Origin of the sequence: Allobosea sp. LjRoot90, assembly GCF_964254315.1 — a bacterium.
GTDB lineage: Bacteria > Pseudomonadota > Alphaproteobacteria > Rhizobiales > Beijerinckiaceae > Allobosea.
On the sequence record NZ_CAXUTF020000012.1, the window covers coordinates 1 to 13,299 of the forward strand.

At 65.7% G+C, this 13,299-nt stretch carries 11 protein-coding genes; 7 read left to right on the forward strand and 4 right to left on the reverse strand.

Annotated elements, in window-relative coordinates:
* Positions 1-109: 109 nt before the first annotated feature.
* The 7 genes from ACSQ3M_RS26975 to ACSQ3M_RS27005 all read left to right on the forward strand — a co-directional run bounded on the left by ACSQ3M_RS26975 (position 110) and on the right by ACSQ3M_RS27005 (position 7,964).
* Positions 110-1,129: a putative 2-aminoethylphosphonate ABC transporter substrate-binding protein gene (locus ACSQ3M_RS26975; RefSeq protein WP_436153165.1), complete on the forward strand. Its 1,020-nt coding sequence runs from the start codon at positions 110-112 to the stop codon at positions 1,127-1,129.
* 126 nt (positions 1,130-1,255) lie between these two features.
* A complete protein-coding gene (locus tag ACSQ3M_RS26980; RefSeq protein WP_436153166.1) occupies positions 1,256-2,347 on the forward strand; it encodes a putative 2-aminoethylphosphonate ABC transporter ATP-binding protein in 1,092 nt (363 codons plus the stop codon).
* Entirely contained in the window at positions 2,344-4,059 is a 1,716-nt protein-coding gene (locus tag ACSQ3M_RS26985; RefSeq protein WP_436153167.1) for a putative 2-aminoethylphosphonate ABC transporter permease subunit, read from the forward strand. The genes ACSQ3M_RS26980 and ACSQ3M_RS26985 overlap by 4 nt, the downstream gene beginning before the upstream one ends.
* 20 nt (positions 4,060-4,079) lie before the next feature.
* Entirely contained in the window at positions 4,080-5,744 is a 1,665-nt protein-coding gene (locus ACSQ3M_RS26990; protein ID WP_436153168.1) for a Na/Pi cotransporter family protein, read from the forward strand.
* A gap of 3 nt (positions 5,745-5,747) precedes the next feature.
* Positions 5,748-6,302: an RNA pyrophosphohydrolase gene (locus ACSQ3M_RS26995; RefSeq protein WP_436153169.1), complete on the forward strand. Its 555-nt coding sequence runs from the start codon at positions 5,748-5,750 to the stop codon at positions 6,300-6,302.
* A gap of 64 nt (positions 6,303-6,366) precedes the next feature.
* On the forward strand, positions 6,367-7,122 hold the full coding sequence (locus ACSQ3M_RS27000) for a metallophosphoesterase family protein (RefSeq protein WP_436153170.1): 756 nt from the start codon (positions 6,367-6,369) through the stop codon (positions 7,120-7,122).
* A complete protein-coding gene (locus ACSQ3M_RS27005; RefSeq protein WP_436153171.1) occupies positions 7,119-7,964 on the forward strand; it encodes an EamA family transporter in 846 nt (281 codons plus the stop codon). The genes ACSQ3M_RS27000 and ACSQ3M_RS27005 overlap by 4 nt, the downstream gene beginning before the upstream one ends.
* 15 nt (positions 7,965-7,979) lie before the next feature.
* Here ACSQ3M_RS27005 and ACSQ3M_RS27010 read toward each other — a convergent pair whose 3' ends face one another.
* The 4 genes from ACSQ3M_RS27010 to ACSQ3M_RS27025 all read right to left on the reverse strand — a co-directional run bounded on the left by ACSQ3M_RS27010 (position 7,980) and on the right by ACSQ3M_RS27025 (position 13,258).
* The gene (locus tag ACSQ3M_RS27010) at positions 7,980-8,858 is read right to left on the reverse strand and encodes a LysR substrate-binding domain-containing protein (protein ID WP_436153172.1); all 879 of its coding nucleotides are present in this window, start codon (positions 8,856-8,858) and stop codon (positions 7,980-7,982) included.
* Between the two features lie 131 nt (positions 8,859-8,989).
* Positions 8,990-9,877, reverse strand: a complete 888-nt coding sequence (locus tag ACSQ3M_RS27015) for a bifunctional 5,10-methylenetetrahydrofolate dehydrogenase/5,10-methenyltetrahydrofolate cyclohydrolase (RefSeq protein WP_436153173.1) — start codon at positions 9,875-9,877, stop codon at positions 8,990-8,992.
* Positions 9,878-9,921: 44 nt separating this feature from the next.
* Positions 9,922-10,794 carry a formyltetrahydrofolate deformylase gene (gene purU / locus ACSQ3M_RS27020; protein ID WP_436153247.1) on the reverse strand — a complete coding sequence of 291 codons (873 nt, stop codon included), beginning with the start codon at positions 10,792-10,794 and terminating at the stop codon, positions 9,922-9,924.
* Between the two features lie 34 nt (positions 10,795-10,828).
* Entirely contained in the window at positions 10,829-13,258 is a 2,430-nt protein-coding gene (locus ACSQ3M_RS27025; RefSeq protein WP_436153174.1) for a GcvT family protein, read from the reverse strand.
* Between the last annotated feature and the right edge of the window lie 41 nt (positions 13,259-13,299).

A 13,299-nucleotide genomic window follows, 5' to 3' on the forward strand; every position in this document is an offset into this window, starting at 1 on the left:
GCAGCTGAAGATGCCAGGCGCAGGCGGCTCGCCCCGCCTGCGTTTTCAACGATCAGGGGATGAAACGCCGAAAGAGCGCCCAACCGGACAACAACGAGGGGATGAGAAGATGAAGAACTGGCTTGCTTCCTGCGTCATCGGCGCCTTCGCGCTCGCACTTCCTGGCGTCGCCCAGGCCCAGAAGACGAAAGTGACAGTCTACACCGCCCTGGAGAACGACCAGCTCGGCCCATTCAAGGCGTCGATCGAGAAGGCCGTGCCCGAGGCCGACGTGGTCTGGGTCCGTGATTCCACCGGCGTCATCACTGCCCGCTTCCTGGCCGAGAAGGACAATCCGCGGGCCGACATGGTGATGGGCCTGGCCGCCTCGAGCCTGCTGATGTTCGAGAAGGCCGGCCTGCTCGAAACCTACAAGCCCGTCGGCGCCGACGCGTTGAAGCCGGTCTTCCGCGACGGCAACGAGCCCTACACCTGGACGGGCATGGACGCCTATCTCGGCGTCGTCTGCTACAACACCGCCGAGGCCAAGGGCATCGCGGTGCCGGATTCCTGGAAGGACCTGCTCAACCCGGCGTTCAAAGGCAAGATCGTGATGCCGCACCCGGCTTCGTCCGGCACCGGCTATCTGATGGTCGCCGGCTGGCTGCAGAGCATGGGCGAGGCCGAGGGCTGGAAGTTCATGGACGGCCTGCACGAGAACATCGCCGCCTATCTGCATTCGGGCTCGGCGCCATGCGTCCAGGCGGCGCGCGGCGAGCGCACCATCGGCCTGGCGCTCGACATGCGCGGCGCGGCCGAGAAGAGCAAGGGCGCTCCGATCGAGGTCGTGATCCCGAAGGAAGGCGTCGGCTGGGAGATGGAAGCCAGCGCCATCGTCAAGGGCAGCAAGAACCTGACGCTTGCCAAGAAGATCGCCGACTGGTCGACGACCACGACGGCCAACGAGCTCTACTCGAAGACCTATGCCATCGTGGCTGCGCGGGGCATCGAGAACAAGCCCGCCAACTATCCCGCCAACGCTGAAGCGGGGATGATCAGGAACGACCTGTCCTGGATGGCCGACAACCGTGAGCGCGTGCTCGCCGAGTGGTCCAAGCGCTACGAGTCGAAGGCCGCGCCGAAGAACTGACGGCTACCGATCGCGCCCGGCCCGCTCAGGCGGACCGGGTGGCACGGCTTATGCGGTGCGCCGCGGACCAGGCTTGCCGGTACTCCGAGGTCGGATCGTCGCGCGCTCAGATTGAAAGTCGGTACGATGACCACGAACACGACTCCGTTTATCTCGATCCGCAAGCTCGCGAAGAGCTTTGGCGCCTTCCAGGCTCTGCGCAGCATCGATCTCGACATCCGCCGCGGTGAGTTCGTCTGCTTCCTCGGCCCGTCCGGCTGCGGCAAGACGACCTTGCTGCGCGCGATCGCCGGTCTCGATCTGCAGGACAGTGGCAGCATCCAGATGGGCGGCCGCGACGTCTCCCGGGCGAGCCCGGCGGAACGCGATTTCGGGATCGTCTTTCAATCCTATGCGCTGTTTCCGAACCTGACGGTCATCGACAATGTCGGATACGGCCTCGTCAACCGGCGTCGCCCCGCCAGCGAGATCAAGCGTCGTGTCGACGAGCTCCTTGCACTCGTCGGCCTGCCCGAGCAGGGCAAGAAGTATCCGATCCAGCTTTCGGGCGGGCAGCAGCAGCGCGTGGCACTTGCCCGCGCGCTCGCGACCGCGCCGGAGCTGCTGCTGCTCGACGAGCCGCTCTCGGCGCTCGATGCCAAGGTCCGGGTCAGGCTGCGCGACGAAATGCGGTCGCTGCAGCAGCGCCTCGGCGTGACTACGGTCATGGTGACCCACGACCAGGAGGAAGCGCTCGCCATGGCCGACCGCATCGTCGTGATGAGCGACGGCGCCGTCGAGCAGGTCGGCACACCCGAGGAGATCTATCGTCGCCCGGCAACGCCGTTCGTTGCCGACTTCGTCGGCCACATGACCTTTCTGGACGCCGTCGTCACCGGGCCGGGCCGGGTGCGGGTGGGCGAGCTCGACCTTGTGGTCGCCAATGCCGCGCCCCTCGCGGTGGGCACGCCGGTGCGGCTCGCCATGCGCCCCGAGGAGGTCCGCACCCGCAGCATCACAGCCGAGACGCCCAATCGGTTCGAGGCGACGATCGGCGACCTGTCATTCCTCGGATCCTATTGTCGGGCGCATCTGGAACCGACGCATTCGCGCTCGACAAGGATCGCGGCCGATTTCTCGACCAATGCCATGCGCGACCTCGGCATTTTGCCGGGGCAGGTGCGCGCGGTCGCCTTTCCGCCCGAGTCGCTGCACGTCTTCGCCGGGGGCGGGCGATGAGTGATCTCGCGCCGCCGCTGACGATGACCGATACGTCCGTGAAGGTGTCGCCGGTGCGGATCAGCGAGCGCCATGTCGCCGGGGTGCTGATCCTGGCTTTGTGCGCGGTGCTCGTCCTCATCATCGCCCTGCCGCTCTGGGCGCTGCTGTCCAAGAGCCTCGAGGATACACAGGGGCGCTTCATCGGACTGGCGAACTTCGTCAGCTACGCGACGACGCCGGCGCTGCTCTCCTCCCTGACCAACAGCCTGCTCATCGCCAGCGTGACCACGGGGATCGTGCTGCCGCTTGCCTTCCTTTATGCCTATGGCTTGCGACGCAGCTGCATCCCCGGCCGAGGCCTGTTCTATGCCGCGGCGATGGTGCCGGTCTTCGCACCCTCCCTGCTCTCCGGCCTTGCCCTCATCTACATCTTCGGCAATCAGGGCCTGCTCAAATCCTGGATGATGGGCGCCTCGCTCTACGGGCCGGTCGGCATCATCGCCGCCGAGGCGCTCTACAGCTTTCCCCATGCCGTGCTGATCCTCGTCACGGCGCTCGGCCTGTCGGATGGCCGGCTGCGCGAGGCGGCCGAGGCGATGGGCACCACGCGCTGGCGCATCTTCCACACGATCACGCTGCCCGGCGCGCGCTACGGCGTGATCAGCGCCGCTTTCGTGGTGTTCACCCTCGTCATCACCGATTTCGGCATCCCCAAGGTGATCGGCGGGCAGTTCAGCGTGCTCGCGACCGACGCTTATCGCCAGGTCGTGGGCCAGCAGAATTTCCCGATGGGCGCTGTCGTCGGCATCATCCTCTTGGTGCCGGCGGTGCTCGCCTTCTTCGTCGACCGCGCTGTCCAGCGCCGTCAGAACGCCATGCTTTCCGCTCGCGCCGTGCCCTATACGCCGCAGCCGGACAAGCGCCGCGATCTTGCTCTGCTCGGCTTCGTCACCGTGACGGCGCTCGCGATCATCGGACCCTATGCGGTCGCCATCTGGGGTTCCTTCGTCAAATACTGGCCCTACAACCTGTCCCTGACGCTGAACAATTACGACTTCGCCACCGTCGAGCCGGAGGGCTGGACGACCTATGGCAACTCGCTGCTGCTGGCGTCGCTGACCGCTGTGATCGGCACGGCGCTGATCTTCACCGGGGCCTATCTGATCGAGAAGGTGAAGCTGTTCCCGCGCCTTCGCGCGTTCGCTCAGTTCCTGGCGATGCTGCCGATGGCCGTGCCGGGTCTCGTGCTGGGTCTCGGCTATGTTTTCTTCTTCAATGCGGGCTGGAACCCGCTCGGCGTCCTCTACGGGACGCTGACGATCCTGGTGATCAACACCATCGCCCATTTCTACACGGTCGGGCACATCACCGCCCTGACCAGCCTGAAGCAGATCGACAGCGAGTTCGAATCGGTCTCCGCCTCGCTTAAGGTGCCGTTCTGGTCGACCTTTCGCCGCGTGACCGCACCGATCTGCCTGCCGGCGATCCTCGACATTGCGGTCTATGTCTTCGTCAATGCGCTGACGACGGTCTCGGCCGTGATCTTCCTCTACGGCGCCGACACCAAGCTCGCCTCGATCGCCATCGTCCATATGGACGAAGCCGGCGCCATCGCCTCGGCCGCCGGCATGGCGAGCGTGATCATGCTGACCGCCATCAGCGTGAAGCTCGCCCATGTCGGGCTCGACCGGCTGGTGTTCGGCCGCCTGCAGCGTTGGCGGCAACGCTAGCGCTGCTCGGGAGCGTCGCCATGACCGGACAGACGCCAACCCAGATCCTGCTCGCGCTCGCCGGCGAGGTCGCGCTGCTGCTTTGGAGCGTGCAGATGGTGACGGCGGGCATCTCCGCCGCCGTCGGCAGCCGCCTGCGTGCCGTGCTGGCGACCGGCCTCGACAGCCGCTGGCGCGCTTTCGGAGCGGGCGTGCTCGTGACCAGCGGCCTCCAGTCCAGCACCGCCACGGCGATGATGATCGCCTCCTTCTCGGGAGCCGGGCTGATCGCGCTCGCGCCGGCTCTTGCCATGATGCTCGGGGCCAATGTCGGCACGACGCTGATCGTCCAGTTCGTCAGCTTCGATACCGGCACGCTCGTGCCGCTGCTGATCCTGGCAGGCTATGTCGGCATGCGGCGCTTCGCCCGGCTCTCTGCCAGGGAAACGGCGAAAGCGCTCTTCGGCGTGGGTCTGATGCTGCTGTCGCTTCGGTTGATGCAGGGCACGATGGGGCCTGTCGAGCACTCGCAGGTGCTGCGCACGGTGCTTGGCTCGCTTTCGGGCGATCCCCTGATTGCCCTGCTCCTGGCTGCGGTTCTCAGCTTCGCCGCCCATTCCTCGCTCGCAGCGATCCTGGTCGTGATGAGCCTGGCCGCGACCGGCGTGATCGGCATGCCGACCATGCTGGCGATGGTGCTGGGCTGCAATCTTGGCACCGCGCTGAATCCGCTCGTCCAGTCGATGAAAGGCAACGCCGCAGCCCGCCGGGTGCCATTGGGCAACCTGGCGAACCGGATCCTCGGCTGTCTGCTGGGGCTGGCGCTGCTGCCCTTGCTGACGCGGCTGATGGGACAGCTCGCCTTCGCCCCGGCGCAGGCTGCGGCTTTGTTTCACCTCGCCTTCAATCTCGTGATGGCGGCGCTCTTCCTCGTCCCGCTGCCCGCGATTGCGCGGATGCTGATGCACCTCATGCCCGAGCCTGCTCCGGAAGCGGACCCGTCGCGCTCGCGTTATCTCGACAAGGCCGCTCTCGCCACGCCCACCATCGCCCTCTCGAACGCGACGCGCGAGGTACTGCGCATGGTCGATGTCGTCGACGACATGCTCAAGACCTCGCTCGCGGCCTTCGAGGGTGACGATCTCGCCCGCGTCGCTGCGGTGAGCCGTGCCGACGACGTGCTCGACAGCCTGTACAACCAGATCCAGCTTTATGTCGGCGCAATCGCCCAGGCGGACTTGTCGGAAACCGACGAACGCCGGCTATCGGCGGTGCTCGTGCTGGCGATCAACCTCGAGCATATCGGCGACATCATCGAGAAGAACCTGATGCAGATGGCCGGCAAGCGCATCCGCGACCAGCGCCGGCTCCCCGCCGAAGCGCTGGCGCGGATCGCCGGCATGCATCTGCGGCTGCGGGATCATTTGCGCCTTGCGATCACGGTCTTCATCTCCGAGGACGAGACGACGGCGCGCCGCATCGTGCACGAGAAGGAGACCTTCCGCGAGCTGGAGCGCGAGGCGATCGAGTCCCATCTTGCCGAGATGCGCACCGGCGATCGCGAAACCGTCATCGTCAGCGCGCTTCAGCTCGACATCACACGCGATCTCAAGCGGATCGACGCCCACATTGCCGCGACTGTTCATGGCCTCCTCGAACAGCGTGGATTGTTGCAGGCGTCGCGTCTGCTTCATGCGGCGGAGTGAGCAGTGGCGATCGCTTCATTAACTGACGGCCAGTGTGTCGCGCTACCCTACCGCCCGAATGTCGGCATCGTGCTCTTCAACGAGGCGGGACTGGTATTCGCCGGTCGCGGCCGCTCGTCCGGGCCGGAGATCGTCGAGCCGGGCCTGGATTGGCAACTGCCGCAGGGTGGCATCGACGAGGACGAGGATATCGTCGCCGCGGCGCGACGGGAGCTTGTCGAAGAGACCGGCATCGCCTCGGCCTCGTTGCTCGCGGTGACGAGCGAATGGTGGTCTTACGAGTTTCCGCCCTATGCGGGGCCACCCCACAAGCTCGCGGCGTTTCGCGGGCAGAGGCAGCGCTGGGTCGCCTTTCGGTTCGCGGGGACGGAAGCCGAGATCGACATATCGAGGCCGAATGGCGACGAGCCGGCCGAATTCTCGGAGTGGGCATGGCTGCCGCTCGCCGCCATGCCTGATCGCGTCGTCTCCTTCAAGCGGAGTACCTATCGAAAGCTTGCCCGCAGCTTTGCCGAGTTCGCCTCGCCGATCTGTAGCACCGTGCCGGCTCGAGAATAGGCCGTGCCAGCTTGATCGGATTTCAGCCGCTCGTCCCCGGAACCTGCATTCCTGGCTTCTCTTCATGCGCATAGCAGTCATTGCAGACGTCCACGGCAACGCCGCCGCTTTGGAGGCCGTGCTCGCGAAGCTTCTGCGGCACTCGGTCGACCTACTCGTCAACCTCGGCGATTGCGCTTCAGGCCCGCTCTGGCCGCGCCAGGCCGTGGACTTGCTGCGCGGCGCGACCGCCTTCCATGTCCGCGGCAATCACGATCGAGCGCTGGGCTCGGCCTCGCCGCAACATCTGGGCGCCTCCGACCGCTTTGCCTGGCAACGCCTCGACGAGAACGACCGGGCGTGGCTTGCCGGGCTGCCCGGCGAGATAGAGCCGGCTCCGCAGGTCAGATGTTTCCATGCCTGTCCGGGCAATGATGAAGCGTATTTCATGGAGGACGTTATCGCCGGCCGCCTTCTGCCGAGCAAGGGGGCGACTGCCGCTGCCCGGCTTGGTAATTCGCGCTCGCGGCTCGTCCTGTGCGGGCATAGCCATCTGCCTGCGGTGCTCCGGCTCGCCGATGGAACGGTGATCGTCAATCCCGACAGCGTCGGCTGTCCCGCCTATCACGACGCGACCGAGCAAACGCATGTGTCGGAAAGCGGTTCGCCTCACGCGCGTTTCGCACTGGTCACGCTGACGGAGAGTATCGACGTCGAACTTCACGCCGCGACCTATGATTGGGAGCGCGCGGCGGAGCAGGCGGAGCGAAATGGACGGCGGGACTGGGCGCATGCCTTGCGAACGGGGACGTCGCCGAGCGGCGCCGGAGTGCTGCCTTGACCCTTGGTGTCTTTCTCGCGGTGCTTGCCGCCGCAGCGATGCATGCCGGCTGGAATGCCTTCGTCAAGATCCGGCTTGAGCCTCTCCTGGCGATGACTATGATCACCTCGGCCGCAGGCGTTCTGGCCCTGCCGGCATTGGCGGTCACGGGTTTGCCTCGCATCGAAGCCTGGCCATGGCTTCTTGGCTCCGTGATTTTTCATGTCGGCTATTATATTGGGCTCGCGGAGGCCTATCGGCGCGCCGAGATGAGCCAGATCTATCCTCTGGCCCGCGGCAGTGCACCACTTCTGACGACGGCCATCGGCATCAGTTTTTTCGGCGAAAAGCTTGCGCCTCTGCAACTGGGAGCGATCGCGGTCCTCGGCCTCGGAATCATGCTGATCTCGATCCTCGGTCGTCGGCGCGGTAGCCGGTTCGATCCCATCGCGCTCGGCTTCGCAGCTTTGGCCGCAGTGATGATCGCCGCTTACACGCTGGTCGACGGGCTGGGCGCGCGCGCGGCAGGCGATCCGCACGCCTATTCTGCCGCGCTCTTCGTCATAGACGCATTGCCGCTCGCCATTTTCGTCGCAATTCGCCGCGGACGACCGGCCTGGGCGACGATGAAGCCCTACTGGCTCCAGGGCAGCGCGGGCGGCACGCTCGCGCTCGGCGCTTACTGGATCGCGATCTGGGCCATGACCGTCGCACCGATCCCTCTCGTCGCAGCGCTGCGCGAGAGTTCGGTGCTCTTCGCTGCTGTCATTGCCTTTGTCTGGCTCAAGGAGCCGCTGCAACCGTCACGCCTGCTCGCCTGCGGGCTGATCTTGATTTCACTTGCTCTGATGCGCATCGCATAGCGCAGCCCTCGAGCCTCACGTTGTGGATGTCAGCCCCTGCACCGTCTCGAAGAAGCTGCGTACGAGCGGTATTCGCCGCCGTTCGGCACGGCACGCTGCATACTCGCCGACGGAGAAATCCGCGCCTGTGATCACAAGGCGCTTCACCGAGATGTCCGACTTGAATTCCGCATCGAAGATGACGCCGATGCCGAACCCAGCTGCAACGGCCTCGCACACCGCTTCGCGCGACTGAACTTCGAGAAGGTTCGCCGGCCGCACCGCTGCCTCGAAGAGTCTTCGCTCGAAGACCTCCCGTGTGATCGATCCCCGCTCGCGCAGGACGATGTCCTGACCAGCGAAAGCCTCAATCGGCAACGCGTCGTAGCTCGCCAGAGCATGCTTGCTCGAAATGAACGCGACCAGCCGATCGGAACGCAGCTTCACCGTGTGCAGTCGTGGATCGGAACTCTGCCTGGCCGTGATCGCAACATCGGCCGCGAAATCCATGATCTGGTCGATGACCTGCGATGAATTGCCGATCGTCATGGAGAAGGTCAGTCCCGGGTATTTCTCACGCATTCGCGCCAGCGCTGTCATCACATGAGTCGCGCTATCGGCCGCGATCCGCAAATGTCCGCGCTGCAAGGTTCGCGTTCCGGTGAGCAGCGATTGCGCCTCATCCTGTGCAGCGAAGAGACGGGCCGTGATGACGAACAGGCTTTGACCCAGCGGCGTCAGCTTCACCTGCCGCCCCATGCGGTCGAACAGCCTCACCCCGAAGGCTTCCTCCAGCCCGCGGACCTGGGATGACAAGGTCGGTTGGCTCAAATTCCTGGCTTTGGCAGCCCCGGTGAAACTGTTGGCCTCCGCGACGGCATGAAATGCAGCGAGGCCAGAATAGCTTACGGTCAATGCCATAGCTCCTATCAATAGGAGGAGCAAAGGCTATCCAGCAGTCCTATGTCAAGCACGGCTCTCGATGCGCGTCTGCCGGCTTAGAAGAAGACATGTCCCGTGCCTTCAGACGGCCGTGGGGACCGTATTCATCGACCGCCGGATAGCGATGCGTTGCTCGCACCGGCCGAGATCTGTTCCGCTGCGGAGACCGTGTTCACCAGCAGCATAGTCACCGTCATCGGGCCGACGCCTCCCGGAACGGGCGTGATGTAGGACGCCTTGGCCTTGACGGCCTCGAAGTCCACGTCGCCCTGCAGCTTGCCCTGCGGGTCGCGGTTGATCCCGACATCGATCACGACCGCTCCTGTGCGGACCATCTGCGCCCCGATCAGTTTGGGCACGCCGGCCGCGATCACCAGGATGTCGGCCAGGATGGTGTATTGAGCAAGATCGCGCGTCTTGGCATGGCAGACCGAGACGGTCGCCTCACGCGCCATCATCATCAAGGCCATCGGTTTGCCGACGATGTTGCTGGCTCCTACGATCGTGACGTTGCGGCCCTCGACCGGAATCGCAGCGTGTTCGAGCATGCGCATGACGCCGTAGGGCGTGCAGGGCGAGAAGATCGTTTTGCCGACGACCAGACCGCCCACATTGTAGAGATGGAAGCCATCGACATCCTTGTGGATCGAGATCGTCCGCAAGACGGCCTGGATGTCATGATGAGGCGGCAGCGGCAGTTGAACGAGAATGCCATGGGCATCGGGAGATCGGTTCAGGCGTTCGATCTCGCAAATGAGTTCCTGCGCCGGAATGCCGGCATCTAACGTGATGAGAGTGGATTTGATGCCGACCTCGGCGCAGGCGCGGACCTTGTTCTCGACATAGACGCGCGAGGCCGGATTCTCGCCGACGAGGATCACGACCAGCTGCGGCACGATTCCGGTACTCGCGGCCAGATCGGCGACGCGCGAAGAGGTTTCGGCACGGATGTCACGCGCAATGTCGCGGCCATCGAGGATCCGGGCGCTCACGTGAATCTCCGGCTGCGAATGGTGCTGCAACGTGGAAACGGGCTTTAGCGGAAGATGACGGTGCGCCGGCCGGCCAGCATCACCCGCCGCTCGATGTGAAGGCGCAGGGCCCGGGCCAGGACGACGGCTTCGATGTCCCTTCCGGCGCTCACGAGGTCGTCGGGCGCAAGCGAGTGCTCGGCACGCGCGACGTCCTGCTCGATGATCGGACCTTCGTCGAGGTCGGGGGTCACGTAGTGCGCCGTCGCGCCGATCAGCTTGACGCCGCGCTCATAGGCCTGGTGGTAGGGCTTGGCGCCCTTGAAGCTCGGCAGGAAGGAGTGGTGGATGTTGATCGCCCGCCCGTCGAGCGCGCGGCAAAGATCGTTCGACAGCACCTGCATGTAGCGCGCCAGGACGACGAGGGAGGCGTCGGTCTCGGCGACGATCCCGAGCAGCCTTGCCTCCTGCTCCGCCTTGGTCGCGGCCGTCACGGGCAGGTGGTGGAACGGGATGCCGTAGTTCTTCGCCAGCGGCTCGAAATCGCGATGGTTCGAGACGATGGCGGGGATCTCGATGTTGAGATTTCCTGTCGCCTGGCGGAACAGCAGATCGTTCAGGCAGTGGCCGAAGCGCGAGACCATCAGGAGCACGCGGGCCGGCCGCGCTGCATCGACCGCGTCCCAGTCCATGCGGAAGGTTCCGGCCACGCCGTCGAATTCGCGCCGGAGCGCCGCATCGTCGAAGCGCTCGCCCGCCGCGAAGGCGACCCGCATGAAAAAGCGGCCGTCGCGCGGGTCGCTGAATTGCGCGCTCTCCAGGATGTTGCAGCCCTGGCGGTAGAGCGCGCCGCTCACGGCGTGCACGATGCCGGGCCGATCCTCGCAGGAGAGGGTGAGGATGCGGGCCGGCTTCTGCACCGCGATGTCCCTGGGCATGGCCGGCGCGAGTGGGGCGAGGTCGGTCATGCGCCTAATTCCCGCGCTGCTGCTTGCGGTCGAGCGGCGCGGCGAGGCTGGCGGTCACAGCGATTGCGACGCCCGCAAGATCAATCGTCCAGTTGCGCGCGTCGAGCCAAGCCTGGTCGATAGGCTCGGGGCTCTCGGCCCAGCCGAGCGCGACGATTCCGTCGACGGTCGCGCCGAACGCCGCGGAGGTGATCTCGCCGACCGGCCTGCCGTCCGCCAGGATCGCCTCGCCGCCCCAGGCCATCTGACCGTTCGGGCGGGGGCCGACAAGCGCCACCAACCGTTTTGTGCGTGGGGCCGCTCGGGCCGCAGTGAGTGCGCCGCGGCCGACGAAATCGCCCTTGTTCAGCTTCACGGCGAAGCCGAGCCCGGCCTCGTAGGGATTGATGTCTGGCGTCAGCTCGCGGCCCCAGGCGCGGAAGCCCTTCTCGATGCGCAGCGAGTCGACGGCGTAGTATCCGACATCGAGAAAACCGAGATCGGTACCGGCCTCGTGCAGCGTGTCGTAGATGGCAGGCGCGAATTCGACCGGCACGTAGAGCTCGAATCCGTCGCCCAGATAGGAGCGGCGGCAGGCCCAGGTCGTGGCATAGCCGATCGTGATCTGCCGGATCGCATTGGCCGGAAAGTCGGCGAGGGCGAACGAGGTCGGCGAGACGCGGCTCAGGATTTCGACCACCTTCGGGCCGGCGAGCGAGAGCACGGCGTAGGCCGAGGTCACGTCCGTCAGCGTCACACCGACGGGAAGCTGGCGCCGGATCCAGTGGGCGTCGCGGGTCGCTTGCGCGGTGCCGGTGAGGAGGAGGTAGGTGTCGGGTGCAATGCGGGCGGCCGTCAGATCGCTTTCGAAGGTGCCGCGCGCATTGAGCAGCGCGGTGTAGACAGAACTGCCGACCGGCACAGCGACATCGTTGGCGGCGAGGCGCTGTAGTGCCTGCTCGGCATCCGGCCCTTGCAGGAGGAACTTGGCGAAGCTGCTCATGTCCGCGATGCCGGCCGCCTCGCGACAGGCGCGGTGCTCGGCGGCGACGGTCTCAAACCAGTTCTGCGGACCGAAAGAATAGCGGATCGTGCGCTCGTCTTCATTGCGTGCGAAGTAGTTCGCGCGCTCCCAGCCCATCTTTGAGCCGAAGACCGCACCCTTGGCCGCGAGACGCTCATAGAGCGGCGAGCGCCGGAAGGGGCGCGCAGTATCGAGCTCGCGGTTCGGCCAGGGCATGGCGTAGTGGAGTCCGAGCGTCTCCTTGATGCGATCCTTCAGCCAGGCCGGGTTGTTGTTGAAGTCCGCGAAGCGGCGGATATCGACGGGCCATAGGTCGCTCGTCGCCTCGCCCTCAACGATCCATTCGGCGAGCGCGCGGCCGGCGCCGCCGGCGGAGGCGATGCCCATCGAATTGAAGCCTGCCCCGACATAGACGCCGGCGACCTCAGGTGCCTCGCCGAGCAGGAAGTTGTTGTCGGGCGTGAAGCTCTCGGGGCCGTTGAGGAAGGTCTTGACCTCGGCCGTTTCCAGCGCCGGCACGCGCTGCAGCGCGTTCTCCATCAGGATCGCGAACTGGTCCCAGTCGTCGGGCAGGAGCTGGAATTCGAATGGGTAGGGGATTCCGTCCATGCCCCAGGGTTTCGCATCGGGCTCGAAACCGCCCATGACGAGGCCGCCGACCTCCTCCTTGTAATAGGTGTAGCCATCGGGATCGCGCATCACCGGCAGGTCCGGCGTCACGCCCTCGATCTTGCCGGTGACGATGTACATGTGCTCGGCCGAGTGCAGCGGCACCGAGACGCCGCACATCTGCCCGACGGTGCGAGACCATTGTCCCGCGCAGATGGCAAGAACCTCGCATTCGACCCGGCCCTGATCGGTGAGTACCGCCTTGACCCGACCCTTGTCGGTCTCGATGCCGGTGACGCGGATGCCCTCGCGCACAATGGCGCCGCCGTTGCGTGCGCCGCGCGCCAAGGCCTGGGTGATATCGGCCGGATTCGCCTTGCCGTCGCCGGGGAGCCAGACGCCGCCGACGAGGTCGTCGGTACGCATCACCGGCCATTTGTCGCCGGCCTCCTTCGGGCTGAGTTCCTCGATTTCGACGCCCTGGGCGCGTGCCGCCGAAATCGTTCGGCGCAATTGCGTCATGCGCTCGGGCGTACGGGCGACCGAGACCGAGCCGCAGGACTTCCAGCCGGTGGCGAGCCCGGTTTCGGTCTCCAGCGAGGCGTAGAGCTCGGTGGAGTAGCGGATCAGCCGCGTCATGCTGGACTGGCTGCGCAGTTGCCCAACGAGGCCGGCGGCATGCCAGGTGGTGCCGGAGGAGAGACGCCCCTGTTCCAGCAGCAGCACGTCGCGCCAGCCGAGCTTGGTCAGGTGATAGGCGACCGAGCAGCCGATGATACCGCCGCCAATGATGACGACGCGAGATTGGGTGGGAATGGACATGAGCGCCTCCGCGATGGAGGCACTTTAGCAAACGGGAATCA